Below are 19,952 nucleotides of genomic sequence, written 5' to 3'. Positions count from 1 at the left end.
GGCGAAGGGCGGGTAGGGGACCTCGCCCCGCAGGGCCGGTCCCGGCACGCCGGGCGGCCCGGCCGCAGGCCCGTAGGGGCTCAGGCAGACGCCGGGCAGCGGCGAGGAGGGTGGCACGTTCAAGCCCCGCAGGGCATGGCGCCCGGTCCGGAGCCTCCGCGGCCCCGGACCGGGGCCGTCAGTGGGCGCCGACGAGATCGAGCGCGGCGGCGTGCGCGTCCATCCGCTCGGCGGCGAGGATCGCGACCGTGGTGTCGGCGCGGGACGCGGCGACGAGCAGGGCGCGGGCGGCGAGGTCGTGGGCGCGCTGGTGCAGCGAGGCGACGGCTTCGGCGTCGGGCTCCCGGCCGGGCCGCTGGGGCGCGCGGGCGGGCTGGGCCCCGCGCAGGCGGGTCACCTGGGCGGCGACGGCGGCGGCGGCCTCGTCGAGGCCGAGCTCGTCGGTCACGGCGAGCAGCGCGGCGAGGTGCCCGGCGAGCTGGATGTCCAGGGCTTCGGCGCGGCTGCTGCGGGGGTAGTCGCTGCGGTGGGCGCCCATGCGGGGGTCGACCGCCTTGGTGCGAATCGGCTCGTACACGGATGCCTCCTGCGTGGTCAGGAGACCATCCTACATTGGATTGGTTCTAAAGTTGAGTTGAATCTTGTCCCTTGTGTCGCCTTTGGCGTCACCCGTCGTGTGTCGATATTTCGATCACGTCTGTCGGCTTGAATGCCTCTTGTGGCGGTCGGGGAACGGCCCCACTCTTCTGCTTTCGGTGCCCGCGTGCGGGTAGTCCTTGCGGGCCGATGTTTCATGAAGTTCGGGGTGGGCGGTAATGGCTGGGACGAGAGACCTGCCGGATGCGCGGGACGCATCCGGTATATCCGCGGTAGAGACAGTGGTACGGAGCGATGCGGCGCTCCTGGAGGACGACCTGGCGGCCTTCCTGGCCTCCCTGACGAGGGCGGAGGCGTCCGCGCCGGAATCGGTGTACGAGGCGGTGCTGGCGCGTTCCCTCTACGCGCCGGTCGCCGACGCCGTCGGCTCGAAGGTGGGCCAAGCGGCCCTGGCGCCCAGCGCGGGCGCCCCCGCGGGCCGGGCCCCGCTGCGGCCCTCGATGGTGTTCTGGGCCTACCGCAACTACCGGGGCTTCCCCGGCCGGGCGGGCGAGGAGGCCTCCCCGGCGGACCTGGCCGCGGTCCGCCGCGCCGCCGTGGCGGTACGCGTGCTGCTGAAGGCCGCGGTCGCCCTCGACGACATCCAGGACCGCAGCGGCCTCCGCTACGGCGAGCCCGCCCTCCACGTCGCGCACGGCGTCCCGCTGGCCCTCAACACGGGTTCCCTGCTGATCACCGCGGCCCTGGAGCACGCGGCCGAGCCGGCCGTCGTGCGGAGCCTGCTGCAGTCGGTCCGCCGGGGCCTCACCGGCCAGGCCGTCGACGTCGCCACGCGCACCGCGCTCACGCGCGCCGAGCTGACGGCAGCGCCGCTCGCCGAGCGGGTGGCCTTCTGGGAGTCGATGGCCGCGCTCAAGACGGGCACGCTGTTCTGGATGCCGCTGGACGCGGCGGTGGCGGCCCTGGGTGTGGTGGAGGACGAGCGGCGGGTCCTGGACGAGGCGATGCGGAGCCTCGGACTGGCCAGCCAGCTGTTCAACGACCTGACCGACTTCGTGCCGGGGTTCGGCGGCCGGGGCACCCACGAGGACTTCGGCCAGCTGAGCAACCGGGTCTTCCTCGGACTGCTCGACTCCGCGCCCGCGGACCTGCGCGCCTCGGGCGAGCTCGTCGGGGCGCGGCTGAAGGAGTTCGTCCTCGGCCATCCGGACCTGCGGGAGACGCTGCTCGCCCTCGCGGCCGAGGCCGTGGAGCGCAAGCGCACGGCGATGGAGGCGGTGCGCGGCGTGTGCCGCAGCGAGCAGAGCGCGCGGTACTTCGACGTGACGATCGAACGCAAGGGCCACCTCATCGACCGGCTGTACGCGACGCTCCTGAAGGGGGAGGGCGCATGAGTCCCACGGGCTGCCACACGCTGGTCGAGCGGATCCGGGCGAGCACCCGTACCCGGCACGCGGACCTGGAGGGCACGGCCTTCTCCACCGCGATGCTCGCCGGGACGCTTCCGCTCGACCGGTACGTCGGCCAGCTCGCCGCCTACCGCGTGGTGCTGAAGGTGCTGGAGGAGGAGCTCTCCCGCGCCACGGGCCCGTGCGTCACCTCGGTGTGGTCGGCGGACCTGGTCAAACTGCCCCTCATAGACCGCGACCTGATGTTCTTCGCCGAGGACGGCGTGTTCCCGGTGCCCGTCGCGGCCCCGCAGGCGGAGGCCTTCGCGCGGGAGGTCCGCGCCGCCGCGGCCTCGGACCCCCTGCTGCTGCTCGGGTTCCTCTACGTGCTGGAGGGCTCCACGATGGGCGGCATGTTCCTGTGCCGGTACGTCGCCGAGGCCTACGGGCTGAGCGGTACGGACGGCGTGGCCTACTACGCGAGCGGCGACCGCGAGCGCTGGGCCCGCTTCACGGCGCGCCTGGACGAGGCGCTCCCCGGGCCGGGGGAGCAGGACGAGGTGATCGCCGCCGTCGGGCGCGCCTACCACCACGTCGCCGCGATCACCGGGGCCCTGTCCACCGGACTGGTGGCCGCCCCGTAGAACGGGCGCGGCCCCCGTGCGCGGCCCCGTACCTACGGGGCTCGCGCACGGGGGCCGTCCACAGGTGCCCCGGGGGCTACTACGGCTGGCTGTACCCGTCGAGGAAGTTGCCGATCCGGGTGACCGCGTCGGCGAGGTCCTTCGCGTTGGGCAGGGTCACGATGCGGAAGTGATCGGGCTCGGGCCAGTTGAAGCCCGTACCGTGCACGACCATGATCTTTTCCTCGCGCAGCAGGTCGAGGACCATCTGCCGGTCGTCCTTGATCTTGTAGACGGACGGGTCCAGCTTCGGGAACAGGTACAGCGCGCCCTTGGGCTTCACGCAGGTGATGCCGGGGATCTGCGTCAGCAGGTCGTACGCCGTGTCGCGCTGCTCCAGGATCCGCCCGCCGGGCAGCACCAGGTCGTTGATCGACTGCCGGCCGCCGAGCGCCGTGGCGATGGCGTGCTGGGAGGGCATGTTGGCGCAGAGCCGCATGTTCGCCAGGATCGTCAGGCCCTCGATGTAGGACGAGGCGTGCTTCTTGGGCCCGCACACCGCCATCCATCCGGACCGGTAGCCGGCGACGCGGTAGTTCTTGGAGAGCCCGTTGAAGGTGAGCGTCAGCAGGTCCGGCGCGATGGCGGCCGTGTTGGTGTGCGTGGCGCCGTCGTAGAGGATCCGGTCGTAGATCTCGTCCGAGCAGACGATCAGGTTGTGGCGGCGCGCGATGTCCGTGAGCCCGCGCAGCATCTCGTCGTCGTAGACGGCGCCGGTCGGGTTGTTCGGGTTGATGATCACGATCGCGCGGGTGCGGTCGGTGACCTTGCGCTCGATGTCGGCGAGGTCCGGCATCCAGTCGGACTGCTCGTCGCAGCGGTAGTGCACGGCGGTGCCGCCGGCCAGGCTGACGGAGGCGGTCCACAGCGGGTAGTCCGGCGCCGGGACGAGCACCTCGTCGCCGTCGTCGAGCAGCGCCTGCATGGACATCTGGATCAGCTCGGAGACCCCGTTGCCGATGTAGATGTCCTCGACGTCCAGGTCGATGCCCTTGGTCTGGTAGTGCTGCATGACCGCGCGGCGCGCGGAGAGCAGCCCCTTCGCGTCTCCGTAGCCGTGGGCGGTGCCCAGGTTGCGGAGCATGTCCTCAAGGATCTCCGGCGGGCACTCGAAGCCGAAGGCCGCGGGGTTGCCGGTGTTGAGCTTGAGGATGCGATGACCTGCTGCTTCGAGCCGCATCGCCTCTTCGAGCACGGGGCCGCGGATCTCGTAGCAGACATTGGCGAGTTTCGTTGACTGGATCACCTGCATGACGGGAGCTTACGGGTCCGGATGCGGGTGCGCTCCGCTTTGTGACCGGGAGCGGAGGGTCGGCCGGTGGACCGTTATGTCCCCTTTCGCGCAAAGCTTGGGTGTGGGCCGCGAGAGCCCTTGGAAACCGGGGCCGCCGCCCGGCTCCGGCCTGCGGAATGGGTGGGTCCGGCCGAGGGGGCCGGAACGGTGTTGCGCTCGTCACCCTGTCGGCTCCTATGGTGTCCGCGGCGCGCGGCAGTGATCAAGGAGAGCGGGGAATGCGGGAGATGGGCGATGCGACAGCGGGCGGCGCGGGTTGCGCGGGCGGACCGAAGGCGGGGCCGAAGGCGGGCCTCCCCTCGGTGCTGCGCTTCGCGACGGAGCTGTGCGCCTGGGTGGCGGCCCCGTGGGCGCTGGCCGGCTGGTCGGTGACGGCGGCGGTGGCGAGCGTGGTCCTGCTGATCGGGCTGCCCACGGTGTTCTCGACCCCGGGCGACAAGGCCCAGGTGATCGTCGCGGTGCCGGGCGGGGTGACCATCGCGCTGGTGCTGCTCCAGCTCGTCGTGGCCGTGGCGGCGTCCTGGTCCGCCTGGCCCGCGTGGGCGGCGGTACCGGTGACGGCCCTGGCGGGAGCCTGCCTGGTCGCGGAGCGGGCCCGGTGGCGCGGGCTGCTGCCGGCGACTGCGCGGGCCTGAGGAACGCGAAAAAGGGGCGGGGCACCACCGGTCGGTCGGTGGTGCCCCGCCCCCGTTCTCGGGGCGGATCTCAGGCGGCCGGGGCCGTCGAGGCCGTCGGATCCACGGGTCCTACGGGATCCGGGGGCCCTACGGGATCCACGGAATCCGCTCCGGAGCGGATCCGGCGGACCAGCCCCCGGGCGTCCAGGTGTTGGAGGTCCCGGTGGATCGTCATCCGGCTGACGCCCAGTTCCCGTACGAGGTCCGCGACCCGTACGCGGCCCTTGGTCCGTACCGTGCCGGCGATCAGCTCGCGCCGCTCCTCGCAAGGCAGTCCCCGTCCGGGGGTGCGCTGCGCCCGGGGCACGGTTACTTCGCCTCGGCCTTGAGGATCTCGGCGAGCTCCTCGTCGGACTCGCGGCCCGGCGTCGGCAGGTTCCACTTGGTGATGGCGAAGCGGAAGACGAAGTAGTAGATCGCCGCGAAGCAGAGGCCGATGCCGGCCAGGCCCCACGGGTTGGACGCGATGCCGAGGTTGAGGACGAAGTCGATCGCGCCGGCCGAGAAGCCGAAGCCGTCCTTCATTCCGAGCGCCCAGGTCAGCGCCAGGGAGACACCGGTCAGGACCGCGTGGATCGCGTACAGCACCGGGGCGATGAACATGAAGGTGAACTCGATCGGCTCGGTGATGCCCGTGACGAAGGCGGTGAGCGCGAGGGAGAACATCATGCCGCCGACGACCTTGCGGCGCTCGGGGCGGGCGCAGTGCACGATCGCGAGGCAGGCGGCCGGGAGGGCGAACATCATGATCGGGAAGAAGCCGGTCATGAACTGTCCGGCGGTCGGGTCACCGGCGAGGAAGCGGGCGATGTCGCCGTGGGCGCCGTTGTACTCGCCGGCCTGGTACCACGGGAAGGAGTTCACCAGGTGGTGCATGCCGACCGGGATCAGCGCGCGGTTGACGACGCCGAAGATGCCCGCGCCGACGGAGCCGGAGTTGACCAGCCATTCGCCGAGACCGTGGATGCCCTTGCCGAGCACCGGCCAGATGAGGCCGAAGACGATGCCGATGACCAGGCCCGCGAAGGAGGACAGGATCGGGACGAGGCGGCGGCCGCCGAAGAAGCCCGCCCAGTCCGGCAGCTTGGTCCGGTAGAACTTCTGGTACAGCAGGGCGGTGACGATGCCCATGACGACACCGCCGAGGACGCCGGCGTTGACCGGAGCGTCGATCATGGCGAACTTGTGGTCGACGACCGCCTCGATCTGCGGCACGTTGCCGTCGCTGAACTTGCCGAGCACGCTGGCGAAGACCACGTAACCGGCGACGGCCGCGAGGCCGGTGGAACCGTCGGACTTCTTCGCGAAGCCCACCGCGATACCGACGGCGAACAGCAGCGCCAGGTTGCCGAAGACGGCGTTGCCGCCGGCGGCCATGTACTTGGCTATCTCGTTGACCCAGTTCGGCATCGACGCGCTGCCCAGCATGTCGTCGTTGCCGAAGCGCATCAGCAGCGCGGCGGCCGGCAGCACGGCGATCGGCAGCATGAGGCTGCGGCCGAGGCGCTGCATGACCGCCATGGCGGCGGAGTTCTTCTTGGCAGACGTGGCCGTCTGCTCGGCTGTACTCACGGTTGCTTCCTCCAGAGGAAACGGGGTGTGTTGCCAAGGCAGGCAGCGCTTGTGTGGGCTGGGCAACAGCGAAGGAAAATGCGCTATTTGCAGCGCGATGTTCCAGTTGTAACACGGTTAAAACCGCATAAACCCACGGTCGGACAGACTGTGGACCTACGACCCGAAGGCTGGGGTCGCAAGCCCCCCGAGACCCGTGTCTTCCGGCGGTGTCAGAGGGGCCGGGTACCTTTCGGGCAGGGGCGCAGAGGGGGGATCCGCATGCAGCAGCCGACCGTCATCCGGGGGGACGCGAGCAGTCCGCAGGCCAAGGGGCCGAAGATCATCGCGCACGTCTGCAACGACCTCGGGGGCTGGGGAAGGGCTTCGTCCTCGCGCTCTCGAAGCGCTGGAGCGAGCCGGAGGCCGCGTACCGGGCCTGGCACCGGGGCCGCAGCGGGAACGACTTCGCGCTGGGCGCGGTGCAGCTCGTCCAGGTCCGCCCGGACACCTGGGTCGCGAACATGGTCGGCCAGCGCGGCACGCGCACCGGCAGCGGCGGCCCGCCCATCCGCTACGAGGCCATCGAGCACTGCCTCGCACTCCTGGCGGCCCACGCCACGGAACTGGGGGCCTCCGTCCACATGCCCCGCATCGGCTGCGGCCTCGCGGGCGGCAAGTGGTCCCGCATCGAGCCACTGATCCGCGACGGCCTCTGCGCGAAAGGCATACCGGTCACGGTGTACGACTTCGACTAGGCCAATCCAGCCCCGCCGGCGTTTGAGGCGCGGGGTCTGGGGCGGAGCCCCAGGAGCACTTCAGCCCGTCCGGCGCTTGAGGACCGGGTCAGGGCAGAGCCCTGGGAACGGAGGGAGGGCGGGTAGGGGACTTTGCCCCGCAGGGCCGAGCCACCCGCGGCGGCGTCACCGCAGGACGGCTGCCGGGGCCACCGCCGATCCGCCCGCACGGGACGCGGCGCCGCCCGCACCAGGCCCGAAGCCCCTGACGATCAGCCACCCGGCCAGCGCCAGCTCCCACGCGAACACCGGCAGCGCGGCCGCCGCCCCCGCCGGGGACAGCTGATCGTAGGCGCCGAACATCACGGCGACCGCCGAGCCGCAGATCAGCGGCCCGCCGACCAGTCCGAGCACGGATATGAAGCGCGGTACGAGCCGTGCGCGGTACGCCAGGTACGCGAGCAGGACGGTGTTCAGGCCGAGGGCGATGTTGGGCCCGAGCAGGAACGTCCAGTCGTGGAAGGCCACCAGCGCGGCATCGGCGCCGCCCACCGCCCCCGGGCCCCGCCGCAGGGTGACGAGCGCCAGGACCCCGACGATCCCGACGGCGATGACGACCGCCTCCAGCAGCCGCCCGAAGGCGTACCCGAGCGCGAGTCCCTCGCCGTGGCGCCGCAGGACGGGGAACAGCGCCGCCCCCGTCCCGGCCACCGCCACCACGAGCACCACCTCGCAGAGCGCCCCGAGTAGCGCCTGCGTATCGGCGCCCTGCGCGAGCCGGCCGTCCGCCGCGCCCAGCAGTGGGCGGTACAGCACCGCCCCGGCTATCGCGGAGACCTCGGTCAGCAGGAGCAGCGACCCGGCGGCCACCGCGGTTCTCCGGTCCGGACTCATCTCTCGGCACCTCTCACTCGATGGAGGTGTACGCCGTACACCTTGAGGCGACCATAGGTGTACGGCGTACACTCGTCAAGAAGAGGGCGCCGCAGCGGAGAGGGAAGGGGCCGAGCCGAAATGACCCGGCAGGAAGCCATGGCCGAGAGCACGCACAAGACCACGGCCAAGGCCACGGAGAAGGCCGCGGACAAGACCGCGGACAAGCAGCGCATCCCCCTGAACCGGGACCGCGTCCTGCGCGCCGCCGTCGCACTGGCCGACGCCACCGGCATCGACGCGCTCAGCATGCGCAGGCTCGCGCAGGAGCTCGGCGTCGTGCCGATGGCCCTCTACAAGCACGTGGCCAACAAGGAGGAGCTGCTCGACGGCATGACCGACGCCGTCGTCGGCGAGATCGACCCGCCGGCCACCGGCCCCGACTGGCAGTCCGTGGTCCGCGGGCGGATCCTCTCGGCCCGGCAGGTCCTGCTCCGCCACCCCTGGGCGGCCCGGGTCATCGAGTCGCGGACCGGCCCCACCCCGGCCGTGCTGGCCTACCTGGACTCGATGGCGGGGTGCTTCCGCGGCGGCGGCCTCTCCGCCGACCTCACGCACCACGTCATGCATGCGATGGGCAGCCGCCTGCTCGGCTTCAGCCAGGAGCTGTTCGACACCTCGGGCGCCTCCGGCACCTCCGGCCCGCCGGACCCCGCACTGGCGGCGCACTTCCCGCACATCGCGGAACTGGCCGCGACGGCCGCCCACGACGACGGCTCCACGGTCGGCGGCGGCTGCGACGACCAGTTCGAGTTCGAATTCGCCCTGGACCTCCTCCTCGACGGCTTCGAAGGCCTCCGCCGCCGCGGCTGGACCTCCGCGCGGTAGGTCAGGCGCCGGCGATCGCCGGTTCGGGCCCGGTGACCGCCGTCGGGTAGGCGCGCTGGGCCTCGCGGTCCCGGCGGAGCCACCAGAGGGCGCCGAGGGCCACGGAGGCGGCGCCGGTGCAGACTCCGACGGTACGGATGTCGCAGACGGTGAGGAGCACGCCGAAGAGTGCCAGCGAGACGCGGGCCATCGCGCCGTACGTGGTCATGTGGAGGCTGGAGACACGCCCGCGCACGGCCGCGGGGACGGTGGCCAGCAGGACCGTGGTGTCCAGGGCGATGATGACGCCGCCGGCCAGGCGCATGACGGCCAGCAGCGCCACGGCCGCGACCGGATGTCCGGCGAGGAAGAAGGCCGCCCAGGCCAGGCCCTGGAGCACGTAGGCGGCGGTGTACGCGGCCAGGTGCCGGCGGACCGCGATCCGGGCGGCCAGCACCGTGCCGAGGATGACGGCGACCCCGTCGGCCACGTACAGCGCGCCCAGCACCTCGCCGCCACCGCCGAGCCGGCCCGTGGCGTAGGCGGCGAGCAGGATGTCGTACGCCCCGCCGATGCAGCCCCAGGCGATGCCGATCCACACGACGGAGCGCGCCAGCGGCAGATCGCGCAGCACCCGCAGGCCCGCGGTCAGCTCCTTGCGCATCGGTGCACGGGCCGGCGCTGCGGACGCCCCCGGAGCCCCCGCCGCCGCGGGCTCCGCGTACGGCATCGGCCGCCGGGCCTGCGCCAGCAGCGGTACGACGGCCAGCACCTGCAGCACGCACGCGACGGCCATCGCTCCGGCGGGACTCCAGCCGGCCAGCGCGCCCCCGAGGGAGGCGCCGACGACGGTCATGGTTCCCGAGACGGAGCCCAGCCGGGCGTTGGCGGCGGGCCGGGCCGACGGCGCCACCACCCCGTACAGCCACTGCTGGCGGGCCGGCGGCCAGAGGGTGTTGCCGAGGCCCTGGAGCCCGTAGAACGCGGCGGTGATCCAGATGCCGTGGTCGAGGAAGAGCGCCATGCCGAGGACGCAGAGCGCCTGCGCGACCATCGAGCCGACGGCCAGGCGCCGCACGTCGAACCGGTCCGCGAGGGTGCCGGCCACCATCATGAACGCCAGCGCGGGCACGGTCCCGATGAGTTCCACGGCCGCCAGCGCGGCGGGTGAAGAGTCCTGCAGCACCTGGATGAACAGGCTGATCTGCATGACCCAGGTCGACCCCGAGGACAGCGCGCTCGCCGTCCACAGACGTGCGGTGCCGCTGTGGCCCTCGTGGGTACGTGTGATCATCCGGAGCATCCGGAGAGTCGATCACACCGCCCCGGCGCACCTCGGGGCGGACCGGGGGTTCCGGTCCGCCCCGCTCCGGGCCCGCCTGGGCGAGGCCTAAGGGAGGTAGCGTTCGAGCGCCCTCGCGCCCTCCTTCTCGATCAGCTTGCGTGCCTTCTCGACCCGTTCCGGCGTCGGGTCCTGGCCGCGTGCCATGACGAGGTCCTCAGGGTCGAACGGGTGCTCCGACCCCGTGTAGAGGTGGGCGGGGCGCTTGGGCTGCTGGTCCGATTCACTGTCCATGGCTACCTCCTGCGGTGTCCCCCTGGCCCCCATCCTCCGGCCGCGCCCCCATGAACGCACCTCGGGCGCAAACGCGCCCCGGGCCGTGCCTCGGACCGCGCCCCGGGCCGCCCTCAGGAGCTGTTGATCGCCAGCACCGTGGTCAGCGCGACGACCGCCCCGCAGATGCCGAGGTTCACGATCTTGTGCTCCCAGAACACCGCCACGAACTCGCGGATCGTCGCGCTCGGCCAGAAGTACTTCGCCGTCGGCGAGCCCAGCACCTGGCCGTTCACCCCGGCCTTGCGGGCCATCATCGCGGCCCGGAAGGCGTGGAAGTTGTTGGTGACCACCACGCAGCGGTAGGCCGGGTCGGCCGTCTCCATGATCGTCCGGCTGAACCGGAGGTTCTCCTCCGTCGTGCGGGACCGGTCCTCAAGCCGTACGTGTTCCTGCGGCACGCCCTCGGCGATCAGCCAGTCGGCCATCGCCCGCGCCTCCGCGAGGCTTTCGTCCGTCCCCTTGCCGCCCGAGGTCAGCAGCAGCGGCACCCGTCCGCCCCGGGCGATCTGCGCGTCGTGGATCTCCCGGCCCTTGCGCAGCCGCGAGGCCAGCAGCGGCGGGACCCGGTCGCCGCCGATGAGGCCGGAGCCGAGCATCACCACGTAGTCGACGTCCCCGCGCACCTTGATCCGGCCGTAGAGGTAGGCGTAGGCGAGGAAGCACAGGAAGAGGAAGGAGACGTATCCGGCGAGGAAGACCACGCCCCCCGTCACCGCGTCCCACATCTGGGAGCGCCGGGTGCCCGCGGTCAGGACGAACGCGATCAGGGCGAAGATCCCCACCCCCGCCATGAAGGCGAGCAGGTTGGCCGGGCGGCGGCCCTCCTTGCGGATCACCGTCAGTCCGTTGCCGATCAGGAAGATCCCGAGCGCGATCGTGCCGAGCGCGGGGACCAGGAAGACCAGCGCGACGATGATCCCGGCGAGGCCGTGGGGCAGATCCGGGACCAGGGTCAGCAGGCCGACCGAGGTGAATATGAAGGTGAGGCCCAGGTAGACCGCGTTGCGGAAACGGCGGCGGTCGGCCCGGACGCTCACGCCGAAGAGGGCGAGGAAGAGAGCGGCAGGGACAAAAGCGAACATGCCGCTCATCGTAGGTGGGAAGTATGAATGTTCAGAGGCCGCCGTATGGCGTGCGGCGCACGGCCCGCCCCGCCAGGACGTCCGTCCGGCGCCCGTCCCGGACCACGAACTGCCCGTCGATCAGGACGTGCGGGATCCCGGCCGGCAGCGCGCGCGGGCGCTCGTACGTCGATCCGGCCGCGACCGTCAGCGGATCGAAGAGGACGAGGTCGGCCCGGTGCCCGACGCGCACCAGCCCGCGGTCCGGCAGGCGCAGCCGCGAGGCGGGACGGCCGGAGAGGTGGGCGACGCACTCCTCCAGGGAGAGGACGCCCAACTCGCGCACGTAGTGCCCGAGGTAGTGCGGGAAGGTGCCGTAGGCCCGCGGATGCGGTTTCGCGCCCTGCAGGATGCCGTCCGAGCCGCCCGTGTGGACCGGGTGACGCATGATCGCCCGTACGTTCTCCTCGTGCCCGACGTGCTGGAGGATGCTCGGCCCGAGCCGGTCGCCCAGCAGCAGCGCCCGCGCCGTCTCCCAGTCGGGGACGCGCGTACCCACGTACGCCCCGTAGGCCGGGTCCGTGGTGCCGGCGATCTCGATCGTCGACCAGTCGACGGGGACCCCGTGGCAGCCGTCGGCGCCCTCCACCTCCAGCGCGTACCGGATCCGCTCGGCCTCCGCGTCGTCGCGCAGCCGGGCGAGGACCGCCCCGGGTCCGCCCTCGTTCGCCCAACTGGGCAGCAGGGCCACCAGGGTGGTGCAGCCGGGGGTGTACGGGTAGCTGTCGAGGGTGATGTCGGCGCCGCCGGCCAGCGCCCCGTCGAGCAGGGCGAGCAGCTCGCCCGCGCGGCCCCGGTTCTCCCCGAAGTTCATCGTGGCGTGCGCCAGGTGCAGTGCGCAGCCGGCCTCGCGGGTCAGCTCGACCATCTCGGCGTAGGCGGCCAGGGCGCCGCGGCCGTACGAGCGGTGGTGCGGGCAGTAGTAGCCGCCGTGGCGCGCCACCACCCGGCACAGCTCGGTCAGTTCGGAGCCGGAGGCGTACATGCCCGGGGTGTAGGTGAGCCCCGAGGACATCCCTACGGCGCCCTGCGCGAGCCCCTCGGCGACCAGGGTCCGCATCCGGTCGAGCTCGGAGGGGGTCGCGGGACGGTCGCCCCAGCCGACGACGTGCGCGCGGACGGTGCCCTGGGGGACGAGGTAGGCGGCGTTGACGGCGATGCCCTGCCCGCCGTGGGCCCGGTCCAGCCGGTCCAGGTACCCGCCGACCGTGCGCCAGTCGAAGTCGATGTCCTCGCCCGTGCCGTTCCAGCCGGCGATGGCGGCCCGCACCTCGGCCAGCGTGCGCTCGTCGACGGGGGCGTACGACAGGCCGTCCTGGCCGAGGACTTCGAGGGTCACGCCCTGGGCGGCCTTCGCGCTGTGGTCCGGATCGCGCAGCAGGGCCAGGTCGCTGTGGGCGTGCATGTCGATGAAACCGGGGGCCAGGGCGAGGCCGCGGGCGTCGAGCGAGTGTCGCCCGCCGCCCGCGATCCGGCCGCCGATCTCGGCGATGCGGCCTTCGTGGATCCCGACGTCGGCGGTGTGGGAGGGCCCGCCCGTGCCGTCGACGACGCGGGCCCCGCGGATGACCAGGTCCATGGGCTTAGAAGAAGGTCCGGACGTACTCCGTGACCGTGCCGTCGGCCTCCACCACCGGGATCAGCGGCCACTTCTCGAAGATCGTGCACGGGTGGGACATCCCCAGCGCCACCCAGTCGCCGACCTCCACGTCCCCGGCGGAGTCCGTTTCCAGCCAGGCGTGCTGGTCGGAGAGCTTGAGGACGCGGACCCCGGTGGCCGGGCGCTCGGCGCCGGTGAGCGGATCGCGGACCAGCTCCACCTCGGGCAGCCCCAGGTCGTAGGCGATGTCCCGCTTGCCGGCGTTGAGATACGCCTGGGTGGGGGAGGGGCGCGAGACCACCTGCGCCCAGAGCCGGAAGGCGGGGCGCAGGCCGCCCTCCTCGGGGACCCGGTTGAAGGGGGTCAGGCGGGTGTACCAGCCGTGGTCGTGGGAGACGTACGCGCCGGAGCGCAGCAGCTTCAGGACCGGCCGCGAGAGCTCCGGCAGCTCGGCGAACACGTCGGCGACGGCGTCGAACCAGGCGGAGCCGCCCGCGCTGACGACGATCTCCTCGACCCCGTCGAACCGGCCCGCCTTGTCGAACTCGGCCGCCAGGGACGTGAGTCGGCGCAGGTAGGCGTGCACGGAGTCCGGGTCGGCGCCGGGCACCTCCGCCTCGTACCCGGCGATGCCGACCAGGCGCAGGGTGTCCGTACCCGCCACCGCGTCGGCGACGGCCCGGCAGTCCTCGTCGGTACGGGCCCCCGTGCGGGCGCCCTCCCCGGCGCCGAGCTCCACGACCACGTCGACCTGCTGGGGCCGGCCCTGGAGGGCCCGGTCCATGAGCTGGACCCCGCGCACGGAGTCCACGTAGCAGACGAAGCGGAAGGCGGGGTCCGCGGCGAGCTCGGCGGCCACCCAGCGCAGGGCGGCGGCGTCGACGAGCTCGTTGGCGAGGAAGATCCGCTGGATGCCGAACGCCCGGTAGACGCGGGCCTGGTGGGGCACGGCGGCGGTGATGCCCCAGGCGCCGTGCTCCAGCTGGCGCTGGAACAGCTGCGGGGCCATGCAGGTCTTGCCGTGCGGGGCGAAGGCCAGGCCGTGGCGCTCGGCGTAGGTGCCGAGGGCGGCGAGGTTGTGGCTCAGCGCCTCGGCGTCGAGGGTCAGCACGGGCGTGGTGAACCCGCCGGTGTAGAGGCTCCGCCGCTGGGCGGTCAGCTCCCCGACGGTGAGGCCCGCCTGTCCGGCGTCCGGGGGAAGTCCCTTGAACCGGTGGTCCACCGGCTCCTGGGCGAGGGCCTGGACGGGGTCGCTGGGCATGGGTGTGGGCCTCCCGGAGTATTGCGGTTGTTGCGTACAGTGCAACAGTCGTTGCGTGTGCCGCTGCATGCTGTCTAACATCCCGGATGACGACGGGTCAACGGGGCCGGGTCCGGTTCTGTGCGGAGGGTACGGAGGCACGCTGAGTGAGCCAGTCGGTGGAGCGGGCGCTCCGGATCCTGCCTGCCCTGGCCAAGGGCCCGGCCGGGCTCGGCGAGGTCGCCGAGGTGCTCGACGTGCACAAGAGCACGGCCCTGCGGCTGCTGCGGACCCTCCAGGAACACGGCTTCGCCTACCGGCAGGCCGACGGGCGCTACCGGCTCGGCGCCTCCCTCTTCGCGCTGGCCGCCGAGTCCATCGAGAACCTCGACGTGCGCGAGATCGCGCACCCCCACCTGCTGGAACTGAACCGGACCACCGGCCACACCGTGCACCTCGCCCTCCACCAGGACGACGAGGTCGTCTACGTCGACAAGGTGGACAGCCGCTATGCCGTGCGGATGTACTCGCGCATCGGCCGGCCCGTCCCCCTCACCGTCGCCGCCGTCGCGAAGCTGCTCATCGCCGACCTGCCGGACGCCGAGCGCCGGGCCCTGGCCGCGCGCATCGAGTACCCGGCCTACACCTCCCGCTCCACCCCCGACGCCGCCGCGTACCTGCGCGAGCTGGACCTCGTGCGCGAGCAGGGGTGGGCCACGGACCTCGGCGGCCACGAGGAGTCCCTGAACTGCCTGGCCGCACCCGTCCGCGGACCCGACGGCCGCGTGGTCGCCGCGATGTCCGTCTCCGCCCCCGGCGTGGTCCTCTCCGTCGCGGGGCTGCTCGAACTCCTCCCGCTCGTACGGCAGACCGCCGACGCCATCGGCCGCGAGTACTCAGGCTCGGGCCCCGTACAGGAAGACAGGCAGCCATGACCGACAAGATCGCGATCACCCCCGCCACCCACACCGACCCGCCCGCGAAGTTCTCGCACGGCGTCCGCAAGGGCAACATCCTCCAGGTCGCCGGCCAGGTCGGCTTCCTGCCGCACGTGGACGGGCAGGAGCCCACGCCGGCCGGCCCCACCCTGCGCGAGCAGACCCTCCAGACGCTGGAGAACGTCCGCTCCGTCCTGGAAGCGGGCGGCGCCGGCTGGGACGACGTGATGATGCTGCGCGTCTACCTCACCGACACCACGCACTTCGCAGAGATGAACGCGATCTACAACGCCTACTTCGAGGAGCAGAACCTGAAGGCGGCCCCCTCCGCCCGCACCACCGTGTACGTGGGTCTCCCCGGCGGCCTGCTGATCGAGATCGACGCCCTCGCGGTGCTCGACGCCTGAGCATGACCCGGGGTCTGATCCCGGGCCTGATGCCGGGCCCGAGCTCGGGCCTTGCGGTCCACGGGAGTTGACGGCCGGGGGTGGATCCGGCGGGGGGCTTTCGGCCTGCGTCTCAGAGTGTGTACGGACCGGTGATCACCCTCAACATTTTGTGTATCTTGAGCGCGCTTTATACACACAATGTGGGGAACTCACTTGCGCAAGCGCTCTGTCATAGCCGCGGCCGTCGCCACGGGCACGCTGGCCGTCCTCGCCGTCACCCCGGCCCAGGCCACCGAGTACAGCTCGGCCCTGAAGATCCGCGGAGTCCAGTACGACGCTCCCGGCCGCGACTCCAACAGCTGCTCCACCGGCAACACCGCCGCGGAGTACGTGACGATCAAGAACTACTCCTCCTCGGCGACCATCAACCTCAAGGGTTACGTCGTCAAGGACGCCGTCGGCAACCGCTTCACCTTCGCCATCAACCACTACCTCCAGCCCGGCGACCTGGTGAAGCTGCGCGGCGGCTACGGCACCGAGTCGGACGGCAACGACGTGGCCTACCGCGGCAGCTGCAACTTCATCTGGAACAACGACCGCGACACGATCTACCTCTACACCCCGTCCGGCAAGGCCTCGGATTCGCACGCCTACACCAAGAGCGGATCCGACGCCGACGGCAACGGGTACGTCACCTTCCACGGCTGACCGAGCGACAGGCGCCGCAACTCCACGCGCCGATAGGGCGGTCCGGGGCCGGTGGGCGTCCGGGCGTTGGGTACCCTCACGGATGACTTCGGGGCGCCGGCGGGGGCCGGAACGCCGCTAGCAGGGATGGGTCCTCATGAGCAGCGCACCTTCGGCAGGCATCTTCCAACCGCTCAAGGCGGACGACCCTGAGATCGTGGGCGGCTACCGGCTCGCGGCGGTGCTCGGCGCCGGCGGCATGGGCAAGGTGTACCTCTCGTACACGCCCGGCGGCCGGCCCATCGCCATCAAGGTGATCCGGTCCGAGTTCGGCGAGGACCCCGAGTTCCGGCGGCGCTTCCAGCAGGAGGTGCGGTCCGCGGAGCGGGTCCAGGGGCTCTACACCGCTCCGGTCATCGACTCGGACACCGAGGGCGCACAGCCCTGGCTGGCCACGGCCTACGTGCCCGGCCCCTCCCTCGCGCACGCCGTGGCCCTCCACGGCGCGCTGCCGACGCGCAGCGTGCTGCTGCTGGCCGTCGGGGTCGCCGAGGCCCTGACGGTCATCCACGGCGCGGGCATCGTCCACCGCGACCTGAAGCCCGCCAACGTCCTCCTCGCCTCCGACGGCCCGCGCGTCATCGACTTCGGCATCGCCCGCGCGGCCGACACCACCGCCTTGACCAGCACGGGCGTCAGCGTCGGCACCCCGGCGTTCATGGCGCCCGAGCAGGCCTCGGCCGGCACGATCACCCCGGCCACCGACGTCTTCGCCCTCGGCCAGATGGCCGCCTTCGCGGCGATCGGCTCCTCCGTCTACGGGGACGGGCCCTCGCACGCGGTGCTCTACCGGATCGTGCACGAGGACCCCGACCTCAGCGGGCTGCCCGAGGAACTGCGGCCCCTGGTCACCCGCTGCCTCAGCCGCGACCCGGCCGAGCGCCCGGACCTGACCGAGGTCATCGCGCTGTGCCACGCGGCCGCGGCCGCTCCGCTGCGCCAGGGGGAGGACTGGCTGCCGCGGGCCATCGTCGGTGCCATCACCGAGCGGGTGCACCTGCTGCCCGCCCCGGCGCACACCCCCGCCCCCGTCCAGGCCTCCGCCCCGCAGCCGCCGACGGCGGCTCCGGCTCAGCCTCCGGCTCCGGTCCAGGCGCCGACCCAGGCCCCGACCCCGGCCCCGATCCCGATCCCGATCCCGACGGAGCGCTCCCCGCAGCCTTCGGCGCAGTCCGGGCAGGGGACGGTGCCGACCGGCTACGGGACGCCGCAGCCGTACGGTCAGCCCGGGTACGCGCAGCCCCCGCAGCAGCAGCCTTCGTACGCTCAGCCTCCGCGCCAGCAGCCCGCGTACGCGCAGCCCACGTACGCCCAGCCCCAGCCCCAGCCCGGCTACGCGCAGCCCGGGTGGGGGCAGCAGACGTACCCGCCCGCCCCGAAGCGCCCCAAGCGCACCGGGCTGATCGTCACCCTGTCCGTCGTGGGCGCGGTGATCGGGCTCGCGGTCCTCGGCTCCCTGCTGCCGGACGGCTCCAAGAAGAACGGCGCGGCCGGGTCGCCCGGCGGCGGCAGCGGCGGGGGCAGCGGTGCGAGCGCGAGCGCTTCGCCCGGTACGAGCGCCTCCCCGGGCAAGGCGGCCGACAAGCCCGTCGACCCCAAGCCGGTCTCGTACCAGGACATCGACGTGCCCGAGGACCACCAGCTGCTGCTGGCCGACAACCCGCCGCGCCCGGCCGAGCCGACGAGCGGCTCGGTGACGTACGGCCACGGGGACATCTATTACTACCGAGGGGCCCTCAGCGAGGACAAGTTCGGTACGGACAACGGGAAGATGGTCCTGCTGAACAACGCGGAGAAGGGCTCGCTGGAGACCTGCCGCAGCGTGACCCGCTTCACCGAGGAGATCGACTTCAACCAGCTCACGAACGGATCGCAGGTCTGCCTCCTGAGCGATGCGGGGCACATCGCGGTGGTGACCTTCCGCGGCAAGTCGGCCGCGAAGGAGCCGAGCCGCTACATGACCGTCGACCTCACGATCTGGCGCAACGCCGAGGAAGCGAAGAGGGACTAGCCGCCCCGGCCCCGGGCGCCGGGCCCGGGGCTCAGTCGCGGCGCGGTGGCAGGAGGAGACCCACTGCCACGCCCGCGACGGCCCAGGTCAGCAGGCCGACGAGCACCGCGGGCGCGGCCCCGAGGTCCGTACGGGCAAGCAGCAGCGGGGTCGTCGTCAGCCCGGCGGCCATGCCCGACGCGTTGGCCACGAACACGGCCCTCTCCGCGCGTGTCACGGCGTTGAACAACTGCGCCAGGACCATGGCCACGACGAAGAGCACCGGCGCCGTCACCACGAGGGCCAGGATCCCCACCCACCACGGGACACCGGGCGCCCACAGCAGGAAGACGGCCGCGATCAGGGCCGCGAGCAGGGCGAGCAGCGTGACTGCCAGGGATGTGCCGTAGTCCTCGTCGGGTTCCTCCGAGAGCGGCTGGTCGGCCCGGAAGACGATGCCGATCACGATGCCCACGACGAGCGACCACGTCCCGGACAGGACCTGGAACGCGAACAGCTGGCCCCCGACCGCCACCGCGGGCGCCAGGAAGGAGATCCAGGCGGCGCCCGTCGACAGCGCCACCGGTCCGGGCTTCACCGGCTCCTGAGCGGCGGACGTCTCCCGGGGTTCGCCCGACGGCACCCATCCGGTGGGTGCCGGCACGGGCGGCTGCACGGCGGGCGGCCGCACGGCGGCCGGCCGGACCGCGGAGGTCTCGGTCGGGCGTGCGGCGAGGTCCCGCGGTGCCGCGGGCGGTCCCGACGGCTCCCACAACTCGGTCGGCCGGTGGCCCTGCTGGCTGCCGGCCAGGCTCAGCAGCTCCCCGGTCGCGGCCGCGCTCGGCGGGCGGTCCGCCGGGTCCTTGCTGAGCAGCCGCAGCACCAGCCGGTCGAGCTCGCCGGTGACTTCGGGGCGGTGCGTCCGTACCGGCTCCGGCATCCTGCTCGCGTGCTGGGCGAGCACGTCCCAGCCCGATCCCGTGAACGGCGGTTCCCCGGTGAGCAGTTCGTACAGCACGCACCCCAGCGCGTAGAGGTCGGTGCGCGCGTCGTGCTCTCCGCGGGCCTGCTCGGGTGCCATGTACGCGGGCGACCCGATCACGGCCCCGGTCGTCGTCAGCCCGCGCGCCCCGCTCTCCCGGGCGATCCCGAAGTCGCAGATCTTGATCCGGCCCTTGGCGGTCAGCATGATGTTGGCCGGCTTGATGTCCCGGTGGACGATCCCCGCCGTGTGCGCCGCCTGGAGTCCCTCACAGATCTGCACGCCCCACCGCACCACGTCCTCGACGGCCGACGGTCCGCGCTCCGCCTCCAGCGGGAGCCCGTCGACGAGCTCCATCACCAGGAAGACGATCGTCCGTCCGCCGACGTGACCTTCCCCGACGTCGTGCACCGCGACCACGTGCGGGTCGGACAGCCTGGCGGCCGCGCGCGCCTCCGACCGTAACCGCAGTGCGAGTTTGTCGTCCCCCGGCCGGGCGATGACCTTCACGGCCACGTCCCGGTCCAGCGAGAGGTCGCGGCCGCGCCACACCTCGCCCATGCCGCCCGCGCCTATCAGCTCGGCCAGCTCGTACCGGCCCGCCAACACCATGCCTTCCATCGGCACCCCCATGAACGGCACTGTAGATCGTCGGCCGTG

At 72.4% G+C, this 19,952-nt stretch carries 19 protein-coding genes and 1 pseudogene; 9 read left to right on the top strand and 11 right to left on the bottom strand.

What is annotated here, in order from left to right:
- Positions 1 to 178 precede the first annotated feature (178 nt).
- The gene (locus OG276_RS13125) at positions 179 to 577 is read right to left on the bottom strand and encodes a hypothetical protein (protein WP_266905095.1); all 399 of its coding nucleotides are present in this window, start codon (positions 575 to 577) and stop codon (positions 179 to 181) included.
- A 301-nt stretch (positions 578 to 878) separates the two neighbouring features.
- Between OG276_RS13125 and OG276_RS13120 the strand changes: the two genes are divergently transcribed.
- Both OG276_RS13120 and OG276_RS13115 read left to right on the top strand, forming a co-directional pair.
- Positions 879 to 1,991, top strand: coding sequence for a polyprenyl synthetase family protein (locus tag OG276_RS13120; protein WP_266905093.1), 1,113 nt, complete (start codon positions 879 to 881; stop codon positions 1,989 to 1,991).
- Positions 1,988 to 2,629 (top strand): biliverdin-producing heme oxygenase, encoded by a 642-nt coding sequence (locus OG276_RS13115; protein ID WP_266905091.1) that lies wholly within the window; start codon positions 1,988 to 1,990, stop codon positions 2,627 to 2,629. Before OG276_RS13120 ends, OG276_RS13115 begins: the two co-directional genes overlap by 4 nt.
- A gap of 79 nt (positions 2,630 to 2,708) precedes the next feature.
- Here OG276_RS13115 and OG276_RS13110 read toward each other — a convergent pair whose 3' ends face one another.
- Positions 2,709 to 3,920, bottom strand: coding sequence for a pyridoxal phosphate-dependent aminotransferase (locus OG276_RS13110; protein WP_266905089.1), 1,212 nt, complete (start codon positions 3,918 to 3,920; stop codon positions 2,709 to 2,711).
- Positions 3,921 to 4,189: 269 nt separating this feature from the next.
- Between OG276_RS13110 and OG276_RS13105 the strand changes: the two genes are divergently transcribed.
- Positions 4,190 to 4,597, top strand: coding sequence for a hypothetical protein (locus tag OG276_RS13105; RefSeq protein WP_266905087.1), 408 nt, complete (start codon positions 4,190 to 4,192; stop codon positions 4,595 to 4,597).
- 70 nt (positions 4,598 to 4,667) lie between these two features.
- Here the strand turns inward: OG276_RS13105 and OG276_RS13100 are convergent, their stop codons facing one another.
- Together OG276_RS13100 and OG276_RS13095 are read right to left on the bottom strand one after the other, a co-directional pair.
- Positions 4,668 to 4,946 carry a DeoR family transcriptional regulator gene (locus OG276_RS13100; RefSeq protein WP_266905085.1) on the bottom strand — a complete coding sequence of 93 codons (279 nt, stop codon included), beginning with the start codon at positions 4,944 to 4,946 and terminating at the stop codon, positions 4,668 to 4,670.
- A gap of 2 nt (positions 4,947 to 4,948) precedes the next feature.
- The gene (locus OG276_RS13095; RefSeq protein WP_266905084.1) at positions 4,949 to 6,211 is read right to left on the bottom strand and encodes a PTS transporter subunit EIIC; all 1,263 of its coding nucleotides are present in this window, start codon (positions 6,209 to 6,211) and stop codon (positions 4,949 to 4,951) included.
- Positions 6,212 to 6,472: 261 nt separating this feature from the next.
- Between OG276_RS13095 and OG276_RS13090 the strand changes: the two are divergent.
- Positions 6,473 to 6,948, top strand: a pseudogene (locus OG276_RS13090) (macro domain-containing protein).
- A 165-nt stretch (positions 6,949 to 7,113) separates the two neighbouring features.
- On the opposite strand, the gene OG276_RS13085 reads toward OG276_RS13090, so the two are convergent.
- Positions 7,114 to 7,821, bottom strand: coding sequence for a DUF4386 domain-containing protein (locus OG276_RS13085; RefSeq protein ID WP_266905082.1), 708 nt, complete (start codon positions 7,819 to 7,821; stop codon positions 7,114 to 7,116).
- A gap of 120 nt (positions 7,822 to 7,941) precedes the next feature.
- Here OG276_RS13085 and OG276_RS13080 point away from each other — a divergent pair, with 120 nt between their 5' ends.
- Entirely contained in the window at positions 7,942 to 8,688 is a 747-nt protein-coding gene (locus OG276_RS13080; RefSeq protein ID WP_266905080.1) for a TetR/AcrR family transcriptional regulator C-terminal domain-containing protein, read from the top strand.
- A 1-nt stretch (position 8,689) separates the two neighbouring features.
- Here the strand turns inward: OG276_RS13080 and OG276_RS13075 are convergent, their stop codons facing one another.
- The 5 genes from OG276_RS13075 to OG276_RS13055 all read right to left on the bottom strand — a co-directional run bounded on the left by OG276_RS13075 (position 8,690) and on the right by OG276_RS13055 (position 14,267).
- Entirely contained in the window at positions 8,690 to 9,961 is a 1,272-nt protein-coding gene (locus OG276_RS13075; protein WP_266905078.1) for an MFS transporter, read from the bottom strand.
- A gap of 96 nt (positions 9,962 to 10,057) precedes the next feature.
- Positions 10,058 to 10,243: a hypothetical protein gene (locus tag OG276_RS13070; protein ID WP_250742843.1), complete on the bottom strand. Its 186-nt coding sequence runs from the start codon at positions 10,241 to 10,243 to the stop codon at positions 10,058 to 10,060.
- Positions 10,244 to 10,356: 113 nt separating this feature from the next.
- Positions 10,357 to 11,367 (bottom strand): YdcF family protein, encoded by a 1,011-nt coding sequence (locus OG276_RS13065; protein WP_266905072.1) that lies wholly within the window; start codon positions 11,365 to 11,367, stop codon positions 10,357 to 10,359.
- Between the two features lie 31 nt (positions 11,368 to 11,398).
- A complete protein-coding gene (locus tag OG276_RS13060; RefSeq protein WP_266905070.1) occupies positions 11,399 to 12,985 on the bottom strand; it encodes an amidohydrolase family protein in 1,587 nt (528 codons plus the stop codon).
- A 4-nt stretch (positions 12,986 to 12,989) separates the two neighbouring features.
- The gene (locus OG276_RS13055; protein WP_266905068.1) at positions 12,990 to 14,267 is read right to left on the bottom strand and encodes an amino acid deaminase; all 1,278 of its coding nucleotides are present in this window, start codon (positions 14,265 to 14,267) and stop codon (positions 12,990 to 12,992) included.
- 146 nt (positions 14,268 to 14,413) lie between these two features.
- Here OG276_RS13055 and OG276_RS13050 point away from each other — a divergent pair, with 146 nt between their 5' ends.
- The 4 genes from OG276_RS13050 (at position 14,414) to OG276_RS13035 (ending at position 18,331) form a co-directional block, all read left to right on the top strand.
- On the top strand, positions 14,414 to 15,181 hold the full coding sequence (locus OG276_RS13050; RefSeq protein WP_266905066.1) for an IclR family transcriptional regulator: 768 nt from the start codon (positions 14,414 to 14,416) through the stop codon (positions 15,179 to 15,181).
- On the top strand, positions 15,178 to 15,591 hold the full coding sequence (locus OG276_RS13045; RefSeq protein WP_266905064.1) for a RidA family protein: 414 nt from the start codon (positions 15,178 to 15,180) through the stop codon (positions 15,589 to 15,591). The genes OG276_RS13050 and OG276_RS13045 overlap by 4 nt, the downstream gene beginning before the upstream one ends.
- A gap of 195 nt (positions 15,592 to 15,786) precedes the next feature.
- Positions 15,787 to 16,281, top strand: a complete 495-nt coding sequence (locus OG276_RS13040; RefSeq protein ID WP_266905062.1) for a lamin tail domain-containing protein — start codon at positions 15,787 to 15,789, stop codon at positions 16,279 to 16,281.
- 136 nt (positions 16,282 to 16,417) lie between these two features.
- Positions 16,418 to 18,331, top strand: a complete 1,914-nt coding sequence (locus OG276_RS13035; protein ID WP_266905060.1) for a serine/threonine-protein kinase — start codon at positions 16,418 to 16,420, stop codon at positions 18,329 to 18,331.
- A gap of 31 nt (positions 18,332 to 18,362) precedes the next feature.
- Here OG276_RS13035 and OG276_RS13030 read toward each other — a convergent pair whose 3' ends face one another.
- Positions 18,363 to 19,925 carry a serine/threonine-protein kinase gene (locus OG276_RS13030; RefSeq protein WP_266905058.1) on the bottom strand — a complete coding sequence of 521 codons (1,563 nt, stop codon included), beginning with the start codon at positions 19,923 to 19,925 and terminating at the stop codon, positions 18,363 to 18,365.
- Positions 19,926 to 19,952 lie beyond the last annotated feature (27 nt).

The sequence above is a fragment of the Streptomyces sp. NBC_00086 genome, assembly GCF_026343255.1.
Taxonomy (GTDB): domain Bacteria; phylum Actinomycetota; class Actinomycetes; order Streptomycetales; family Streptomycetaceae; genus Streptomyces.
Note: the sequence above shows the minus strand (reverse complement) of the source record. Positions and strands in the feature narration are given on the sequence as shown.

Excerpts from the sequence above, each read along its gene's own strand:
- OG276_RS13115 (WP_266905091.1), top strand. The coding sequence starts at position 1,988 with ATGAGTCCCACGGGCTGCCACACGCTGGTCGAGCGGATCCGGGCGAGC.
- OG276_RS13110 (WP_266905089.1), bottom strand. The coding sequence starts at position 3,920 with ATGCAGGTGATCCAGTCAACGAAACTCGCCAATGTCTGCTACGAGATC.
- OG276_RS13105 (WP_266905087.1), top strand. The coding sequence starts at position 4,190 with ATGGGCGATGCGACAGCGGGCGGCGCGGGTTGCGCGGGCGGACCGAAG.
- OG276_RS13085 (WP_266905082.1), bottom strand. The coding sequence starts at position 7,821 with ATGAGTCCGGACCGGAGAACCGCGGTGGCCGCCGGGTCGCTGCTCCTG.
- OG276_RS13080 (WP_266905080.1), top strand. The coding sequence starts at position 7,942 with ATGACCCGGCAGGAAGCCATGGCCGAGAGCACGCACAAGACCACGGCC.
- OG276_RS13075 (WP_266905078.1), bottom strand. The coding sequence starts at position 9,961 with ATGATCACACGTACCCACGAGGGCCACAGCGGCACCGCACGTCTGTGG.
- OG276_RS13070 (WP_250742843.1), bottom strand. The coding sequence starts at position 10,243 with ATGGACAGTGAATCGGACCAGCAGCCCAAGCGCCCCGCCCACCTCTAC.
- OG276_RS13065 (WP_266905072.1), bottom strand. The coding sequence starts at position 11,367 with ATGTTCGCTTTTGTCCCTGCCGCTCTCTTCCTCGCCCTCTTCGGCGTG.
- OG276_RS13060 (WP_266905070.1), bottom strand. The coding sequence starts at position 12,985 with ATGGACCTGGTCATCCGCGGGGCCCGCGTCGTCGACGGCACGGGCGGG.
- OG276_RS13055 (WP_266905068.1), bottom strand. The coding sequence starts at position 14,267 with ATGCCCAGCGACCCCGTCCAGGCCCTCGCCCAGGAGCCGGTGGACCAC.
- OG276_RS13045 (WP_266905064.1), top strand. The coding sequence starts at position 15,178 with ATGACCGACAAGATCGCGATCACCCCCGCCACCCACACCGACCCGCCC.
- OG276_RS13035 (WP_266905060.1), top strand. The coding sequence starts at position 16,418 with ATGAGCAGCGCACCTTCGGCAGGCATCTTCCAACCGCTCAAGGCGGAC.
- OG276_RS13030 (WP_266905058.1), bottom strand. The coding sequence starts at position 19,925 with ATGGGGGTGCCGATGGAAGGCATGGTGTTGGCGGGCCGGTACGAGCTG.